This window comes from Streptococcus gallinaceus, assembly GCF_040545695.1.
GTDB classification, from domain to species: domain Bacteria; phylum Bacillota; class Bacilli; order Lactobacillales; family Streptococcaceae; genus Streptococcus; species Streptococcus gallinaceus.
The window spans coordinates 187,508-205,177 of record NZ_JBEPMK010000002.1; the positions used below are offsets into that span (position 1 = coordinate 187,508).

Sequence of the window (17,670 nt, forward strand, 5' to 3'; positions counted from 1 at the left end):
TAATAGTCAGAATATTATACCACATTTCCCATATTTAGGGCAGTAATCAACCAAAACAAGAAAAAAAGACGGTAAAACCGCCTTTTTCAATCATTTATAAATTGAACTTGGTTCGTTTATCGACTAGATAGCTCACCAGAGGCTTATCTTTTGAAGAATGGATAATATAGTCAATGACATTAACTTTTGAAAAAACTTTTCGCTGTGTTTCTGCATCCAAACGCTCCATCACTTCTATCATTCCATATTTACTAATCCGATTAAATTCCTTGATCCTATTTATCTCTTTCACTTTTCTTTCAGCAACATCTTTTGGAAAGCCAATACCAAACTCTCCATCAAATAGTTTCTCAAGAGTGTATTCTAGGTTTAGCTCTCCTAACCACCCAAATCCCAATCCTAACGGTAAACTAGCGACATTTCCACCATTTATACGACCAAAAAGAAATGCATCTTGAGGAGTAGGTATGTAGCCCGATAACAAACCAGGTAAAGTATTACAAGCCAAATTCATTCCTTGACCAGAAGAGCAACCCGTAATCACAAAATCAACTACTTGACTATTGATAAGCAAAGCAATCAATATAGCAACTTCAGTATATGAGTAGCTCTCTTCTTCGTTTTCGTCTACTCCAAAATTCAAAATTTGATGATGATACGGAGCTGTGAATTTTCTTGTTACATTAAATGGAAGCTCATTTTTATCTACTTGTGTTGTACCTTGGATAATTGCAATTTTCATTTCTACTCCTTGTTAATGCGGTTACTCCCCACCCTCCAAAAATGCTTGGATTTTTTCATTCAGATGGGCGACTGGTGTCTTGTCTAAAATGTAATCCTTACTCAAGAAATCCCGAACTTGTTTCCCATATTTTTTTGATAGGAGGCGAGGGTCCAAGAGAATAATGGCTGAGCGCTGCTCCTGTCTACGATTGGTCCGGCCCAGGGCCTGCTTGAGGCGAACCATCATCATGGGTAGGCTGTAGTCGTAAAAGGGAGACTTGCCACTCTGGCGGAGGCTGTGATTAATTTTTTGTGTCAGCCTATCCTCTGGATGGTCAAAGGGCAATCGCACTAAGACCAAGAGCATCTTGTCCTGCTGGGCAAAATCCACGCCTTGCCAAAAGGCACCCGTTCCCAAAAGAAGCTTTCCTTCTCCACATTCAAACCGTTTCTTCAGCTGCAAATCCGTTCCGTACTTATGCTGAGCCAAGTGTGGAACATCCATTTGTTCCAAAATTTCGGATACAGAAAGCAAGAGCGAGGTCGAAGTAAAAAGAACAAGCATCGGTTCTTGCAATTCTTTTAAAGAAATCAGACGCTGTGCGATATAGTGAGCGTGTTCCGATTCTTCATAGTCCAATACATTTGGCAAATCCGTTGGAAGAAAAATCTGCTGGTTTTCCACAGGTTGGCTAGGCAAGGTATCAGCTGTCACATCCTCAAATCCTAATAAATCAGCCATTGTCAGGTATTTTGTCAATTGCAGGGTCGCGCTAATATAGAACTGCTTCTCAAAGGATAGAAACTCTTGCAAGTTCATCATCTCTGCAAAACTTCCTCGTAAATAAGGAACCCGACGGTCGTCAACATGCTTATCCTCCAGCCAAAAATCATCGAATCGTACCAGCATATCGGCCAGTTCTTGCAAATCGTTATCCCTCAGCTCAGCTAAGTTTTGTCGAATTTGTTGCAAATCCTGACTAACCAGCGCACATCCGCGTCCACGCAATTTGGAAATCCTATCTAACTCATAGCTAGTTGATTCCAGCAATCGTTTTTCCAGCAAATCTGTTGCCTTATCTCGCTTGCTTTGAAGCAACTGTAGTATCTGCGCAAGGTCCATGGTCTGACTAGAAAATTCCTCGACTGCCAGCAAGAAACGCTGCGCCTCATCCACAACTAAGATACGATGGGTAAACAAGGCTGACTGGTCCTTTATATGTTCTAAAAGATAGGTATGATTGGTCACCAGAACCCTACTCATTCGCGCTTTTTTCTGCACCTTCTCCCAGAAATCCCAACCTTGGAAGAATGACTGTTCTAGAAGCTGACCATCGTGGCGAATCGCGTCATAAAAGGTCGGAAAACGATACTGCTGTTGAAATTCATCCAAGTCCCCTGTTTCTGTCTCGGTCAGCCAGACCAAGACTTGAATCTTACACAGATTCATCAAGCGATTGTCATCTTGCCCCTCCAAGACTTCAGAAAACTTACCTAGGTGAAGATAGTGTCTGGCAGCCTTGATTGAAGATAGGGAAATATGAAACGTATCTGCAAGATTTTTCCCTTCATTTTCCATGACCTGTCCCTGTAAAACCTTGGTCGGAACAACCACTAAGACCGCCTGACTGGTCTGGGATAGAATAGGTAAAAGATAGCCGTAGGTCTTGCCAATCCCCGCCTGTCCTTGGATAAAATGAACACCTGACGGCGAGGCCAACCGATGCGACACCGCATCTGCAAAAATTGCTTGCTGCTCCCTTTTCTCCAAGCCCAATAAGGCCAAATTAAGGGCGAAATCTGTGGATAACTGACGAGGTGACGGTGTCACAGCTGGCTTTTTCAAGACCAAACCGTGGACCAATTCAAACCGTTCTGACAAATAATCAGACAAATGTGGATAAATCTCGTCAATCACCAAGCGACTTTCATAGAGCAAATTATCCGCCAAATCCAGTATCTGTCCTACCGTTTGCTTGGGCAGGGAACGAATTTTTTCTTGAATTTTGAGCAAGAGCTGGGCAGTCGCCATGGCATCTGCAATGGCTGTATGAGCTTGGTCCAAGTTCAAATCCAATTTTTCAGCTAGAACAGACAGATTGTATTTTTCAAATGTCGGGAAAAATATTTGAGACAGTTCTACTGTGTCAACTCGTGGTGTCAACAGGTCAAACCCTTCAAAAAACAAGGCTTCCGCTAAAAGATTGGCATCGAATTTAACGTTATGGGCCACAAAAATGGCATCCCCAATCAATTCGTAAATTTCCCGTGCTACCTGACCAAAATCTGGTGCTTGTGCTAATTGCCCATCACTAATCCCAGTTAATTCTTTAATATGGTTGTCTAATTTTTCATAGGGGTTGATGTCTGTCTGGTAGGTCTCTTGGATTTTCCCATCTTGGACAATGACAATTCCTATCTGAATAATTTTGGCTTTGCTGCCTGTTCCGGTTGCTTCTAGGTCCACGACAGCATATTTATTTCCTTTTTTACTGTACATAACAATCATATTATAACAAAATTCATGCTCAATCTCCTTATTTCTGTTACACTGATAAAAGAGAATTCGAAAAGTAAAGGAGATCTCATGAAATTACATCGCTCATTTAATCCTGTTGCAGGAGAAAATACCTACTATATTGAAAATGATAGCCACCTTTTGGTAGTTGATCCCGGCAGTGATTGGGAAACCATTCAGGCAACTATTGAGAAAATCGGTAAACCAGTCAGCGCCATCCTCTTGACCCACACCCACTACGACCATATTTTGAGTTTGGACTTGGTCCGAGATACTTTTGGACAGCCCCCTGTCTATGTGGCGCAAGACGAAGCACACTGGCTCTACACAGCTGAGTTAAATGGGCTGGCTCGCCATCCTGAGTTGCCAGATATTGATTTCAGACCAGCCGAGCATGTCTTTAGCTACGGCAGGGAATATGACTTGGATGGCTTTGCATTCACAGTGCTTCCGACACCAGGCCATTCTATCGGTGGTGTATCCTTCCTTTTCCCAGAGGGAGAATTTGTCCTAACAGGGGATGCTCTCTTCCGTGGTGCCATTGGCCGAACTGACCTCCCAACCGGAAACCTGGAGGACTTGCTCGAAGGCATCCGTACTCAACTTTTCACTCTTCCAGGTCACTACACTGCCTATCCGGGTCACGGGCGTGAAACAACCATCGCACATGAATGTGCCTTCAATCCATTTTTTAAATCATGAAAAAGTTTAAAAAAATCATTCTGTCCATCCTAGGAGTTGTTGTCACTCTCTTGATTTTGGGGATTACTTTCTTACATTTTCAGACCTACACAGCAAGTCCCAGCGCACAAGAAGCTAGTCAGTCCAGCCAACACACTGCTGCCTATGATTATTTCCCTACCAAGAAAAGGCCCGTACGAGCATAATTTTTTACCAAGGAGCGCTGGTCGATGAGAAAGCCTATGCTTCTCTTGTACAGAATCTAGCCCAGGAAAATATCGATGTCTATGTCTTAAAAAGCCCGCTCGAGCTCCCCGTTTTAAATACCAAAGCTGCCGGTAACTTGATAGGAGACAAACAGCTAGACTCTGTCTACCTTGCTGGTCATTCACTCGGAGGAGTCGTCGCTGCCATGGATTCAAAAGAATCTAACCGGGTCAAGGGACTGATTTTACTGGCTTCCTACCCTTCAGAAAAAACTGACTTGTCCAAAAAGAAATTAGCTGTCTTGTCTATCACAGCGAGTCGCGATGCCGTTCTCAACTGGGACAACTATCAATCTTCCAAAAAAAAAAACGCTTGCCTTCTGGCACTGAATTTTTTCAGATAGAAGGTGGCAATCACAGTGAATTTGGCGATTATGGACTTCAAAAGAAAGACAAGGCGGCAACTATTTCTGCCCGTCAGCAAAACCAAGCCATCGTTCAAGCCATTTCACAATTTATCCAAAAACAAGAACAATAAAAAACTGGGATGCCGAACATCTCCAGTTTTTTGTTTTCTTAAATTTTCAAGAAGCGGCTCATTGAAATCATTGAACCAAGCGCCCCGATAACAATTCCCACTACAAACAATGCAACAATCATACCAGGGATAAAGATACCTTGCGGAATCAAAGATAAGTCCTGCGTTGCCAGACTCACATTGAGAGAACCATAAATCATATGGTAAACCACATAAACCAAGGCTGCAGGTGCAATCGCGCCCAAGAGACCTACCCAGGCTCCTTCCAACAAGAAAGGTCCACGGATATAGGAATTCTTAGCACCCACCAAACGCATAATCTGAATCTCACGACTACGCGAAATAATGGTAATGCGGATGGTATTTGAAATCAAGAAGACTGCTGTAAAGAGCAAGAGTGCTGTAGCTGCAAATCCCCAGGTACGCACAACGGAAGCTACTTTAAAGATGCGCTCCGTTTCTACTTCTCCATCACGGACTTCTGAAATTCCGTCAATCTTTTTCAATTCTTTGGCAACGGACTTCACGTATTCTGGTTTTGTTGTGTCGATGATATAGGTATCATACAAAGGATTGGCATCACCGGAGAAAAGATTCCAAGTATCTCCCAAAGTTGCTGTCAAATGCTTAAGCTGCTCGTCTTTGCTCGAATAAGTCACACTCTCTACATTTTTCACAGCCATAATTTGGTTGTAAATCGCTTTGTAATTTTCATTTTTTACATCATTACCAGCTTCATTCTTGATCGTTTCTTGTTGGTCTGTCGAATCAGCTCGCAGATAAACATTGATTCGGACATTATTTTCCAAATCAGAAGCCAACTTAGCTGTATTCAAAATAACAGATGCAAAAATTCCCACCAAAGTCAGAGTAACTGTAACCGAAGTAATCGCCGCAATGGTCATCCAACCATTTCGCTTGAGACTCTTCAGCGACTCTACAAAATGTCTAAAAAATCGTCTAATCATCGTAACCGTATTCTCCTTCTACTTCATCACGCGCTACACGACCATCTTCAATGGCAATAACACGGTGGCGGAGGGTGTTGACGATTTGGCTATTGTGGGTCGCCATCAAAATCGTTGTTCCTTGTAGGTTAATCCGCTCCAATAAGTTCATAATTTCCCATGAGTTTTCCGGGTCCAAATTACCAGTTGGTTCATCCGCAATCAAGACTTTCGGGTTGTTGACAATGGCACGCGCAATGGCAATCCGTTGTTGTTCACCACCTGATAATTCATTTGGGAATGAACGAATTTTATGCTTAAGACCAACTAGATCCAAGACTTCCATCACCCGTTTTTTGATATTACGCGGTTTTTCCCCGATAACTTCCATGGCGTAGGCAATGTTCTCAAACACAGTCTTACGTGGCAGAAGTTTATAGTCCTGGAAGACGACACCAACACTACGACGCAGCATTGGAACGTCTTTTTTCTTGATGCTACCAAGATTAAACGTACCTACTTTCAAGGTTCCTTTATCAATTTTTTCTTCTCGATAAAGGAGTTTGATAAAGGTTGATTTACCAGCACCTGAAGGTCCTACAATATAGGCAAATTCGCCCGCATCCACACTAACAGACACGCCACGAAGAGCCGTTGTTCCGTTCCCATATTTTTTGGAAACGTCTTTCATTTCAATAATTGCCATAAGATTTTCTGTCTCATCCTAGGATAAAACAGCCTTTCTTTCTTCTTTTATTTGATGCGCCATTTGAGATAGGCGTCGATAAATCCTTCAACATCTCCATCCATGACCTTGTCCACTTGCGCAACTTCATAGTTGGTTCGGTGGTCCTTGACCATGGTATAAGGTGTAAAGACGTAAGAGCGAATCTGACTTCCCCAGGTAATCTCACGCTTGTCACCTTTTAATGCATCAACCTCTGCTGCTTTCTTTTCCTGCTCCATTTGATAAAGCTTGGCCTGCAGCAATTTGAGGGCACGATCTCGGTTTCCGTACTGGGTACGGTCTACCGTTGATTGGGTCACAATCCCTGTTGGAATGTGAGTCAGACGCACACCAGTTGACACTTTATTGACGTTCTGACCACCGGCACCACCCGAACGGAAGGTGTCCATCTTAATCTCGTCATCTCGAATTTCTACTTCAATCGTGTCATCGAGTTCAGGCATGACTTCGACTGAAGTAAAGGAGGTGTGACGTCTTTTGGCTGAGTCAAATGGTGAAATACGCACCAGACGGTGGACGCCCATTTCAGACTTGAGCAGACCGTAAGCATTTGGACCAGTGAAGCCCAGAGTAACAGACTTGATACCAGCCTCGTCTCCGGCTTGATAGTCCAAGGTTTCTACTGTAAAGCCTTTGGCATTGCCATAACGCATGTACATGCGCATAAGCATTTCGCCCCAATCTTGCGCTTCTGTCCCGCCAGAACCGGGATGAATTTCCAAGATGGCATTATTGTGGTCATAAGGCTCAGAAAGAAGCAAGGTCATCTCATAACTAGTCATGAGCTTGTCCAAGTCAACCAACTTCTCTACCAACTCTTCACGAACCGACTCATCCTCTGTTAGAAAATCCAAAAGAATCTCTGACTCATCAAACAAATCAATCATTTGGCGAAAGTTATTATAGGTCTGCTTGAGTTCGTTCAACTCTTGCGATGTTTTTTGAGCCGCCAAATTATCATTCCAAAAATCAGGTTCCGTCATCTTGTTTTCCAAGATGGCAATCTCTTCTTCTAGACCATCTAAGTCAAAGAGACCCCCTGAACGAGTTCAATTTGGTTTCAAGCTCTTCGATTTTTTGTCGAATTTCTGCTGTATCCATAGGTACCTCATTCTATTGTTTACTGTTTAGTTTATCATACTTGCGCCATTTTGGCTATCTCTAGGAATTTTGCCTGCTCTTCCAAGACTTCTGGCGCATCACTTTTGACATTTTCAATAAAGTCAATCATGTCTTGACTAGGCTTCTTAACAATCTCACTCAAGGCCCAGATAGCTGTCGCCATATGAATGGGATTTTGTTTTTTATCAATGATTTCCAGCAATTTTGGAATAGCCGATCGGTCATGACTATTGGCTAGGGCAATGATGGCATTGCGCTGCAAAATATTTTTCCCACGCCAAGAGCCTGCAATCATGCCAAATTTTTCCTTAAATTGACCGTTAGACAATTCCAGAAAGGGAATCAACTCTGGATGAGCCAGGTCTGGGTCAATATCCACTACTGGCGGACTGTCGATTCCTTTATTGTAGGGGCAGCAAATCTGACAGATATCACAACCATAGATAACGGTTTTGATTTTCTTCCGAAATTCCAAATCCATCATGCCCTTGTCCTGCGTTTGAAAAGAAAGACAGCGCCGGGCGTTCATCGAGCCGTCACCAATCAGGCAGGAAGTTGGACAGGCTTCCACACAGCGATTACAGTCACCACAGCCATAGTCTACTGGCTGATCTGGTTCAATTTCCAGATTGGTAATCAGCTCACCCAAAAACATGTAAGAGCCATATTCCTTGGAGATGACCAGTCCATTTTTTCCTATAAAGCCAATCCCTGCACGTCTGGCAACAGCTGTATCCACCAAAGCTCCCGTGTCAACCATGCCCTTGTACTCAAAGTCAGCGGTCAAGTCTTCTATACCACGCGCCAAGCGTTCCAGCTTGTCTTGCATGATATAGTGGTAATCCAGCCCCCACGAATTTGGCGTGATTTTCCCACGCTTAAACTTTGTCTTCTGTGGCTGCTGGGGCAAGCGACGAGGGTAGGCTACTGCGATAGAAATAATGGTCTTGGCACTGGCCAAACTGAGCTTGGGTTCAATTCGTTCGTCAATATTTTTATGCTCAAAGCCCGATGACCGACCTTCTTCCACTGCAGCTCGCAATGATTTTTCCAAATAAGCAAAATTGTCTGCCATTGTAAATCCAATCTTGGAAATGCCGATTTCTCTTGCTAAATCTTGTATTTTTTCTTTGAGATTCATAGCTTTATTCTAGCAAAATTCCTTGATTTTTCCAATTCCTAGCGCCGAATTTGCAGATATAGAAGCAGGAAAAGAATCCCAACCAGACTCCACAGATTGATCCAACCAACAACTTTTGTCTTACCAATTTTTTTCAAATAATCAAATAGCACAATCCCCACTAATCCGCCTAATGAATTAGCCAGTAAATCCGTCACATCTGCCACACCGATTGAAAAGCAAAACTGTATGACTTCAAACAAAAGACTGCACAAGGCAATTTGCAGAAAATCATGAAAACGACTTTCCTTGGTATGAAGGACACGTAGATAGATGCCATAAGGGATAAAAACGCCAATATTAAGCCCAATTTCACGGTAGTCCAACTGCCCATTATAGACAGCTGTCCCTGCAAATGGAATCAAATTCAGACTCCGATAGCCACTGTACTGCATCCGATAAATGGTTTCGGTCAGGTCCATCTTAAAAAGAATGACCCAAGTCAAGAGAATGATATAAGCGATAAAAATGACTTTAGTCCATCGAGTTGAGCGCATAAATCCTCCTAGACTGCATTCTTTTATTATAGCAAAAAATACAGCCTAGCTAGGTTACAATTACATAACGAAACAAGCTGTTAGATTACAGAAGTTTTACAAAAAAGAGGGCAACCTTTATCAGCTCCCCCTTTTCCTATAACTGTCTATTGTTCTGACGCTTCTACAGGCTTCTCAACCTCTTCCCCAGTTGCTGGCACAACCAAGTCTGACTCGTCCAACTGAACTTCTTCTGATTCTGACGTTTCTTCGACTACTGGCGCATCGATAATGATTTCTTCTACTGGTGCTTCCTTCGCAACACCCTCTTGCTCAGCTACTACAGTTGCTGCTTCAGCCTTCCTTTTGCTTTGAAAAGCCTTTACTTGATTCAGATTAAACATCAAGCGCTCAAAGTTTGACTGACGAGTTGCCCCCATGATCAGGAACCAATCTACGATTTTCCAGATATACACCCCGATGAGAAGGAAAAATCCAATCAAAATAAAGAGAGTAACAAAGGAAATAACCGTCAAAGCCAACTTGGCAATCCCTAATTCTTTTTGACCAGCATAGAAACGGTCCACACCAAACTCTCCCACAAAAATACTGAGAATAAGAGCAACAGTCGGATTCTTAATATCTGTCATCAACAGCGCGTTCAATGATTGTTCGTCCAATTGCTCCAATTCACGCTGAATCATCGGAATTTGCTCAGGTGGAAAAGCGTTCATATTATTCATTAAAAAAATTTGTGCGTAGTTCATAATGTCTCCTTTTTAGCCTCTATCTTATCATATTTTAGTTTGGGTCGCAAACGAAAATAGAGAATCAATTCAAATATCAAAACACCCTTTCCAGTTTAAAGGAAAGGGTGGGATACTTAAAGACAAAACTATTCATCTTCGTCTTCTAGTGTGGAAATAAGGCTATTTACATGGTAAATATTGGTCGCTCCAAAGGACACCAAGTCAACCTCTTCATCCAACAAAACGCCATTAAGAAAGCCAATCACCATTGGCATATTCATGCCCGCGTAAAGGTCAAATTGAGCACCTTCCATGACAAGACGGGAAGCCACATTGCAAGGGGTTCCTCCCATAAGGTCGGCTAGTACAATCACATCTCCCAACTCTGTCACTTTCTCCTCAAACTTTCTGCGAAAGTCATCTGGACTTTCCTCTGGCAAGAGCGGAAGGCTGTCAATATTCTCTTGTGGCCCCATAATCATTTCTGTACTTTTTTTCAGCTCTTCACAGAAATAGCCATGGCTGATTAGTAATAATTTTTTCGCCATACTATGCCTTCATTCCCATCACAAACCAACCAAAAGCAGAAGCTGCAATTGCAAGAACGATGATGACAAGAATTGCTTTGGTAGAGGTCATTCCTTTACGTCCAAGCAACCAATAGACAAAGCCAGTAAAGACAGCAGGTACCAAGCGTGGGAAGATCATATTCATCAAGTTTTGAACATCAATTCCTGCTCCAACTGGAAGGGTGAGTGATACTTCAAAGTTAATCATGCTCGCAATCAAGGCCCCAACCATGAAAATCCCCATGACAGAAGCCGCATCAACAATCGCAGTCAATCGATCACGCATAGTAGTAACTAGTTTTGTACCTTGCTTATAGGCAATTTCAAGCTGTTTCCAACGGAAGATATTAATCGCAACACCTGCAACTAGAATCCAAAGCAAAATTCCCAAGGGACTGCCTTCTTTGGCCATACCTGCTGCCAAAGAACCCATGATGGTTGGAACAAGAGATCCAAAGAGCGAATCTCCAACAGGAGCAAATGGACCCATGAGACCAATTTTCACACCATTAACTGCTTCTTTTGATGCTGTACCTTCACTTTCTTCCAAAGCCATATCAATCCCTGTAATAATAGTATGGAAGAAATTAGATGTATTGAAAAATTGCGTATGATTACGCATCATTTCTTTCAATTCTGCAGTGCCGTCGCCATACATTTTACGTAACTGTGGCAAAATGATATAGAGATAGCCCGATCCTTGCATCCGTTCGTAGTTCCAACCCCACTGGAAGGTAAAGAGACTACGTTTGTTGATTTGATTAAAATCTTCTTTTGTTAGCTTATAATTAGATTTCGTCATCTTCAATTTCCCCACTTTCTGATACAGATTGAACGACTACCTCAGTCTTATTTTGGCTGTTTTTGTAGTGAAGTGTTGCAAGCGCTGCGCCGATAATGGCGATACCTACCATTGGAAGTCCTTTGAAAGGTGCACCATTAAAGGTAACCGCTGCAAACATTTTTGTATCCGCACCAAGAATACTTGACAAAGTACCTGCAACAGTTTGCAAGTTTGCATAGATAACAGTCAACATAGCTGTGATAGCAAAGCCCAAGCCAAGATAATGAAGGTTGCGTTTGATTGGCAAATAGTGAAGTAAAATCGCAAAACCAAGCCCTGGAAGCATGCGACCAGCAAGCGTCAAGCCATTGGCAATCCATTGGTATTCTTTGATCCAGTTTACAATCGCTTCAACCGCACCGCCTCCAAAGGCAAGAGCGATAAAGACTGGAAGGGCGCGAGAAAGAGCCCAAGGTAGCGCACCAAGAAGGTAGTTAACTTCAATTCCTTTGTAGTTGAAGTTTTCAACGTGCTTGTCAATGCGATGGGCAAAGTAGGTAGTTGAGAAACGACCTGCAATATCTGTATAAACCATAAGGGCAGCTACTGGTACAGCAATTGATGTAACCGCAAGTTCTGGATCCAATCCTTGTGATACAGCGAAAGCAGTCGCAAGAACCGCACCAGATGTTGCATCAATACGAGATGCTCCACCGAAAGTTCCCACACCGAGAACCATGAGTTGCAAGCTAGCACCGATTAAGAGGCCTGTCGCCATATCTCCCATAATCAGACCTGCAATAAACCCTGCAAATACAGGCGAACCAGCCGATGTACAGATGGTCAGCTCGTCAAGAATCTGATAAGCTGAATACAAGGTAAGTAGTAAAATTTGCCACCATTGAATCATGATGTTTCCTCCTAAAAATTTTATATGTTTTTTACAATTTTATCTGACCTTATTCAACAAAGTCATAAAGTCCTGCGGACTATCTCCTGGAACCATTTGCGCGACGAGTTTGACTCCTTTTGCCTTGATAGCATCAAAATCTGCGATATCTTTATCTACAACATTAATCGAACGAGTAACTGAACGTGTTTCATCTGATTGAGACATGTTCCCCACATTGAGTTCTGGGAAAGTAACACCCGCTTCCAACAGGCTTAAGAAGCGATCTGGACGACGAGCAACAATCAGAAGGCGTTGCGAATCATAATTCCCTGCCAAAATATTTGCGGCCGCTTTCTCCACACTTAATACTGATAATTTCACACCAGCTGGTGTAGCCAATTTCAAAGCTGTTTTTTCCAAATCATTGTTGACAACATCGTTATCCACAACCATAATGCGGCTAATATTAAGTTTGGTAGTCCAAAGGTTGGCAACTTGACCATGAATTAGACGACCATCAATACGTGTTGCAATAATTGCCATAATAATTTCCTTTCAATTTAGATTGTTTTTATTTTGGGCTTGTCTGAAAAAGTTATTCTCTCTCTATATCGTCCTTCCGTTTCAAAAACGACGATTTCATTTTCTCCTTTCTTTAAGTATCCTTTGGGTACATAGAGTGTGAGAATAGGACCTTTTTCCCAGAATCTGCCTATATTAACATTATTTATAAAGACGACACCTTTTCCAAATCCAGTCATATCTAGATAGGTATCTGCCAATTCATCAAGAGTGACTCTATACCGATAGAACGCCGGTTGACCGTTCTGCCATTCTCCTGAAAAGTCTATTTCAGAAATAGAATCTAGCGGTAAGCTATATTGCTTCCATCCTCCTATAAAATGCAAATCCACCATCGCACCGCGTCCCAAACCTTTTTTCTGGGTGGGTGCTTCTAGCTTGTGTCCATAATTGACACGTCCCATATTTTCTACCAAGATTTTAATATCTGTCTGTTTCTGGTTTAACTCTAGAGGAATATCTTGACCAATCTCCTCTTGGTATTGGGTTATAATATGCTGATTATCAGCATATACCTGAATCCGATCTCTGGCATCAATGACACGAAAACGCTCCGCTTCCCCCTTGTCCCGCTCGATGCTTGTCTGATAAAGGATATACCCTGTATTTTGCCCAAGAGACTCCATATTTAGAGGGTAAAACGCCTTTGTGATATCGCTTACATTTTTTAGTGAATAAAAAAGGCTAACTTTATCACTTAATTCCCCTGCTGGATAAGCTTTGCTGACCTTCGTCAGAGGTTGATTAGTCTCAATATCTGGAAAAGCGTTTTTCAAGCGATTTTGTAATGCAAAAAATTTTTCAGTTGGATTTCCTGCCTCATCCAAAATAGCATCATAATCATAAGACGTAACCTGTGGTAAATCTTTTTGTCCCCTAGCTGAACAACCATTCATAAATCCAAAATTTGTCCCACCATGAAACATATAGAGGTTGATTGATCCACGAGCAATGCAATCCATGACTGACTCAGCCAGTTCTTCAGGGTCTCGGCGAATGACCTCGTCTCCCCAGCGATTGAACCAGCCATCCCAAAATTCCATGCACATGAGAGGCCATTTTTTTTGATATTCATCAAAGAAAGTCTGCATTTGGTTAAAGTTTTGCTCTGGCTTAGAACCAAAATTTCCTGTCACCAAAATGTCGTCTTCGATTAAACTACCAGCCCTCAAGGTTGCACGCCATGGCCCATCTGAGGTGAAAAAAGGACCTTCTAATCCATACTTTTCCATTAACTGTTTAATGGTACGCAAATAAGCTTTTTCTTCTCCATAAGAACCATACTCGTTTTCCACTTGGAACATGAGAATATTGCCACCTTGGCTCAGCTGGTGCTTTGCCAAAATCGGAAGCAACTTTGCATAATAGTCATCAACATGGCTAATGAATTTCTCATCCGTACTTCGAACCCTAACGTTTTCCGCTAGTAACCATGCAGGCAAACCTCCCCACTCCCATTCAGCACAAATATAAGGCGAGGGTCTGACGATAGCGTAAAGACCAAGTTCCTGTGCTATGGATAAAAAGCCTTCAATATCCAGAATCCCCTCTGTACGAAACATCCCTTTCTTTGGCTCATGGAGATTCCAAGGAATATAGGTCTCAACAGTGTTGAAGCCTAAGGCTTTTAAATTATAAAGTGAATGGTACCAATCATCAGGATGCACCCTGAAATAATGAATAGCTCCCGAAAGAATTTTAAAGGGTTTGTCATTCAGATAAAAGTCCTCTCTTATCTCAAACTTCATTCCATCTCACCTTCTTTTGTAATCGTTTTCTTTTTATATCTATATATTAACATACTTAATTTATTATATCAAGTGTTTTTTTGTTGTTTTTTTAAAAATTTAATATACTATTTCTATTTCCATTTTTGGAAGAAATTTAGTATAATATGTAAAACTGTTAGAAATATTCTATCCACGATCTCGAAAGGATCCTACTATGAAAACTCCTAAATACCAACAAATTCAAAATGACTTAAAAAATCAAATTGTATCAGGAAAATTTGAAAATGGCGATAAATTTTATACCGAAAATGAACTTGTCCAACTCTATAAGGTGAGTTCGATTACCGTGATTCGAGCACTCAATGAACTTGTCAAGGACGGCTACCTTGTTCGAAAACAAGGAAAAGGGACCTTCGTATCCCGATCTCGAAAGGGAAAACTAGTCGAGTTTTCCGATGTCGAGTTATTTCCACTCAAAGATGACCATGTAGAAGTTCTTTCTATTGAAAAAGGAAATGAACCCAAATATCTACAGGAACTTAACTTAGGTAGCCATGATTTTTACTATAAAATTATCCGCGTTCGAACAGCAGGAAATCGTCCCTACCTGTACCAACAATCCTTCATTCCAGAAAGATATATTTTAACCCCATCTGCTAAGAAAGAGCACTTCAAATCTATTTATCAACGTTTCAAATTGGACTTTGATATTCATATGCCATCTGAACCTTATACCGAAACCAATGAAGTAACTTTTTCTACTCCATATGAGGCTTACCAAGCCCTCCAACTTGAAAAGTTAGAGCCAACCATTTTACAAATTAGAAAAACCAAGCAAGCAAATAGTGACATTGTCTTGGAATATGTCGAGAGCTACAAGCACTGGAATTTCTACAAATTTGAAATTATTGCAAACCGCTAATCTGCGCTTCTAAAATCCTCTCTGAACAAAACAAAAACACAGCTAGTACGGATCCTTCCTCTAGCTGTGTTTTCTTATCTATTCTACGAAAGACGGTTTGTCCATGCTGTTGCTGTTTCTTGGAGAACAAGATTCAGGCTTTCAATATTTTGGCGTCCCTCAGTACGCAACCAGTCACGCGCTGCATCCTCCCCACCTTCTATATAGGCCTTGACCGAACCAGCCCATGTGGCACGGCCACAAAGAACTCCATTAAAAGTTGAGCCAGCTTCTTTGGCAAAGCGCAAGGTTTCTTGGAAAAGTTGAGCAGAAACGCCCGCACTCAAGAAAATAAATGGAAGCTGCGTTGCCTGACTTTGCTCTAAGAAATAGGTCAAGGCTTGGTCACGTGTGTAAACCACTTGCTCACTGGTAAATCCCTCAACATAATGCATATTTACAGGTACTTCAACCTTAAGAACATCGATATGGAAGCGAGGGTCAGAAAAAGTCTTCATTGCTCCTATCACTTTACCTGGCTTGATTTTAGCATATTCCGGGCTATTTGTATCTGGAGTCCTCTCATCATAGACCAAAATCTCTAAATAGAAGGGCAGATCCTCCGCTACACATTCAGCTCCAATACGTTCAATATAGGCTTGCTTTTGCTGATTCACTTCATCTGAACTATCCACATCATAATAAAGAAGAAATTTTACTGCATCTGCTCCTGCTTCTTTTAAACGCTTAGCCGACCAAACATCCAGACAATCTGGCAAACGTTTCGTACTAGTCGTATCATAGCCCGTTTTTTCATAAGCCAAGAGTAAACCTGCCTGACTATCTATCTTTTTAATAGCCGGAAGACCGTACTCCGGATCCAAGAGCATAGAAGAGGCAAAAGGTGTCAATTCTTCTGCTACCAATGTTTTTAGGATTTCCATTTGTGTGGCACTTGGTTCCTCATCTTGGTATTGTGCCATCAATCTTTTTAAAGCTCCTCGCTGGTCAAAAGCCAAAGCGGAGATAAATCCTTCTTGACTTGATAATTTTTCCATACAAGATTTCTTATGGTCTGTCAATGTCCACATAGCAATCGTCTTCCTTTCATTTTAGTTAGAATCGTACTCGTGAATAATCACACCCTTAACCACACGATTGACTGTTCCGGTCGCAGAAGGAGTGTCTGGCGTATTTTCTATCTTAATAGAGGTGAACAATGCAAAAATCTGTGCTACTAAAATAGCCGCTAACGCAAGATAGCCCTCTGGTAACGTCATATCTGATAATAATTCAAAAGTATATCCTGAAAAACTGACTTCCCCTTTTTGAGCAATTGCTACTGTCTTGAGAGCAATGCCATCTCCTGCTACTTCTTCCAACAAGTCCAAATCATACTGCCGTGTGTAGGAATCATTATGCACAAAATCAATCACGATTGTTTTCGCATCTACAAATGATTTTGGACCATGACGGAAACCCATTGAAGAGTCAAACATGGTCGCAATTTTTCCTGCTGTCAATTCCAATATTTTCAATTGCGCTTCTCGTGTCAGCGCAGCCATTGCCCCAGAACCCAGATAGACAACCCGATTGAAGTCCAAGTCTACCAGCGCCTGGATTTCTTCTTCTCTACCGAGAATGTCCTGCCCCATTTTAGAAAGATAGGAAACATAATTCTCTTTCGTTTCAATCGTCTCTCTTTCATCGAAAATAAGGAGACCTGTCAAGAACATACATGTAAAACTACCTGTCATTGCAAAGCCAGCATCATTAGAGCGAGGCGGCATGAGCAAGAGAAGATTTTTCCCATCTTCCTGCGCTTGTCTAGCAAGAAGTCCTTCTGGTGCACAGGTAATGGTTAGGTGATAGGCATTTGGGACAATTTGATTGGTCAATGCAACTGCAGCCACACTCTCCGGACTATTCCCCGAACGAGCAAAGGAAACTAGAAGCACTGTCTCTTCTTCAAAAAGATAGTCATAGGGCGCAGACACTAAGTCTGTCGTTCCAGCAGACTCAAATACAAAACGCTGACGATTGCCAGTCCGTTTTAAATAGGGAACCAGTGTATCCCCAACGTACTGGGAGGTACCAGCACCAGTGAAAATAACCTTAACTGGTTTATCTGCACTGCTAGCCGTAACCTTTTCAAGAAAAGTCGCAATGTCTTCTCTATTTTCCTTAAAAATAGTCAAGGCCTCTTTCCAAATTTCTGGCTGCTGCCTGATTTCTCTAGTTGTGATTTCCGCACCTAAATCCATCAAGTCTTCTGTTGATTTAAAAAGCATAAGTCCCTCCTTATAACCTTATATTTATTTTAT

Annotated in this window: 20 protein-coding genes; 5 read left to right on the forward strand and 15 right to left on the reverse strand. The window is 41.8% G+C overall.

What is annotated here, in order from left to right:
* Window positions 1–94: 94 nt before the first annotated feature.
* The gene (locus ABID27_RS03195) at window positions 95–742 is read right to left on the reverse strand and encodes an RpiB/LacA/LacB family sugar-phosphate isomerase (RefSeq protein WP_253363764.1); all 648 of its coding nucleotides are present in this window, start codon (window positions 740–742) and stop codon (window positions 95–97) included.
* A 21-nt stretch (window positions 743–763) separates the two neighbouring features.
* The gene (locus ABID27_RS03200; RefSeq protein WP_354280203.1) at window positions 764–3,223 is read right to left on the reverse strand and encodes a bifunctional DnaQ family exonuclease/ATP-dependent helicase; all 2,460 of its coding nucleotides are present in this window, start codon (window positions 3,221–3,223) and stop codon (window positions 764–766) included.
* A gap of 87 nt (window positions 3,224–3,310) precedes the next feature.
* Between ABID27_RS03200 and ABID27_RS03205 the strand changes: the two genes are divergently transcribed.
* Genes ABID27_RS03205 through ABID27_RS03220 form a run of 4 tightly spaced genes read left to right on the forward strand, consistent with a single transcriptional unit; the run spans window position 3,311 to window position 4,666 of the window.
* Window positions 3,311–3,943: an MBL fold metallo-hydrolase gene (locus ABID27_RS03205; protein WP_253363760.1), complete on the forward strand. Its 633-nt coding sequence runs from the start codon at window positions 3,311–3,313 to the stop codon at window positions 3,941–3,943.
* Complete coding sequence (locus tag ABID27_RS03210; RefSeq protein WP_253363758.1) at window positions 3,940–4,128, forward strand: alkaline shock response membrane anchor protein AmaP; 189 nt, start codon at window positions 3,940–3,942, stop codon at window positions 4,126–4,128. The genes ABID27_RS03205 and ABID27_RS03210 overlap by 4 nt, the downstream gene beginning before the upstream one ends.
* Window positions 4,129–4,145: 17 nt before the next feature.
* Window positions 4,146–4,532: an alpha/beta hydrolase gene (locus ABID27_RS03215; protein WP_354280466.1), complete on the forward strand. Its 387-nt coding sequence runs from the start codon at window positions 4,146–4,148 to the stop codon at window positions 4,530–4,532.
* Entirely contained in the window at window positions 4,502–4,666 is a 165-nt protein-coding gene (locus tag ABID27_RS03220; RefSeq protein ID WP_354280206.1) for an alpha/beta hydrolase, read from the forward strand. Before ABID27_RS03215 ends, ABID27_RS03220 begins: the two co-directional genes overlap by 31 nt.
* Before the next feature lie 38 nt (window positions 4,667–4,704).
* Here the strand turns inward: ABID27_RS03220 and ftsX are convergent, their stop codons facing one another.
* From ftsX to ABID27_RS03275, 11 genes are all read right to left on the reverse strand, one after another.
* The gene (ftsX, locus tag ABID27_RS03225; protein ID WP_354280208.1) at window positions 4,705–5,634 is read right to left on the reverse strand and encodes a permease-like cell division protein FtsX; all 930 of its coding nucleotides are present in this window, start codon (window positions 5,632–5,634) and stop codon (window positions 4,705–4,707) included.
* Window positions 5,627–6,319, reverse strand: a complete 693-nt coding sequence (gene ftsE / locus ABID27_RS03230) for a cell division ATP-binding protein FtsE (RefSeq protein WP_253363752.1) — start codon at window positions 6,317–6,319, stop codon at window positions 5,627–5,629. Before ftsE ends, ftsX begins: the two co-directional genes overlap by 8 nt.
* 47 nt (window positions 6,320–6,366) lie before the next feature.
* Window positions 6,367–7,462, reverse strand: a protein-coding gene (gene prfB / locus ABID27_RS03235) for a peptide chain release factor 2 (protein ID WP_354280210.1) whose coding sequence is annotated in 2 segments (ribosomal slippage) — window positions 6,367–7,389 and window positions 7,391–7,462 — 1,095 coding nt in all. Because the reading frame shifts where the segments join, the coding sequence is not laid out codon by codon here.
* Between the two features lie 34 nt (window positions 7,463–7,496).
* The gene (gene queG / locus ABID27_RS03240) at window positions 7,497–8,624 is read right to left on the reverse strand and encodes a tRNA epoxyqueuosine(34) reductase QueG (protein ID WP_354280212.1); all 1,128 of its coding nucleotides are present in this window, start codon (window positions 8,622–8,624) and stop codon (window positions 7,497–7,499) included.
* A gap of 38 nt (window positions 8,625–8,662) precedes the next feature.
* Window positions 8,663–9,160 (reverse strand): VanZ family protein, encoded by a 498-nt coding sequence (locus tag ABID27_RS03245; protein WP_253363741.1) that lies wholly within the window; start codon window positions 9,158–9,160, stop codon window positions 8,663–8,665.
* 146 nt (window positions 9,161–9,306) lie between these two features.
* Complete coding sequence (locus ABID27_RS03250; RefSeq protein WP_253363739.1) at window positions 9,307–9,906, reverse strand: TM2 domain-containing protein; 600 nt, start codon at window positions 9,904–9,906, stop codon at window positions 9,307–9,309.
* Window positions 9,907–10,034: 128 nt separating this feature from the next.
* Window positions 10,035–10,436: a PTS sugar transporter subunit IIA gene (locus tag ABID27_RS03255; RefSeq protein ID WP_253363737.1), complete on the reverse strand. Its 402-nt coding sequence runs from the start codon at window positions 10,434–10,436 to the stop codon at window positions 10,035–10,037.
* A 1-nt stretch (window position 10,437) separates the two neighbouring features.
* On the reverse strand, window positions 10,438–11,259 hold the full coding sequence (locus tag ABID27_RS03260) for a PTS system mannose/fructose/sorbose family transporter subunit IID (protein ID WP_354280215.1): 822 nt from the start codon (window positions 11,257–11,259) through the stop codon (window positions 10,438–10,440).
* A complete protein-coding gene (locus tag ABID27_RS03265; protein WP_354280217.1) occupies window positions 11,246–12,151 on the reverse strand; it encodes a PTS mannose/fructose/sorbose/N-acetylgalactosamine transporter subunit IIC in 906 nt (301 codons plus the stop codon). The genes ABID27_RS03260 and ABID27_RS03265 overlap by 14 nt, the downstream gene beginning before the upstream one ends.
* A 39-nt stretch (window positions 12,152–12,190) precedes the next feature.
* On the reverse strand, window positions 12,191–12,676 hold the full coding sequence (locus tag ABID27_RS03270) for a PTS sugar transporter subunit IIB (RefSeq protein WP_253363731.1): 486 nt from the start codon (window positions 12,674–12,676) through the stop codon (window positions 12,191–12,193).
* A 17-nt stretch (window positions 12,677–12,693) separates the two neighbouring features.
* Window positions 12,694–14,463, reverse strand: coding sequence for a glycoside hydrolase family 35 protein (locus ABID27_RS03275; protein ID WP_253636080.1), 1,770 nt, complete (start codon window positions 14,461–14,463; stop codon window positions 12,694–12,696).
* A 196-nt stretch (window positions 14,464–14,659) separates the two neighbouring features.
* Between ABID27_RS03275 and ABID27_RS03280 the strand changes: the two genes are divergently transcribed.
* Window positions 14,660–15,367, forward strand: coding sequence for a GntR family transcriptional regulator (locus tag ABID27_RS03280; protein WP_253363727.1), 708 nt, complete (start codon window positions 14,660–14,662; stop codon window positions 15,365–15,367).
* 83 nt (window positions 15,368–15,450) lie between these two features.
* On the opposite strand, the gene lacD is transcribed toward ABID27_RS03280, so the two are convergent.
* Both lacD and ABID27_RS03290 read right to left on the reverse strand, forming a co-directional pair.
* On the reverse strand, window positions 15,451–16,437 hold the full coding sequence (gene lacD / locus ABID27_RS03285; protein ID WP_354280220.1) for a tagatose-bisphosphate aldolase: 987 nt from the start codon (window positions 16,435–16,437) through the stop codon (window positions 15,451–15,453).
* Window positions 16,438–16,458: 21 nt separating this feature from the next.
* Entirely contained in the window at window positions 16,459–17,637 is a 1,179-nt protein-coding gene (locus tag ABID27_RS03290) for an SIS domain-containing protein (RefSeq protein WP_354280222.1), read from the reverse strand.
* Window positions 17,638–17,670: the final 33 nt, after the last annotated feature.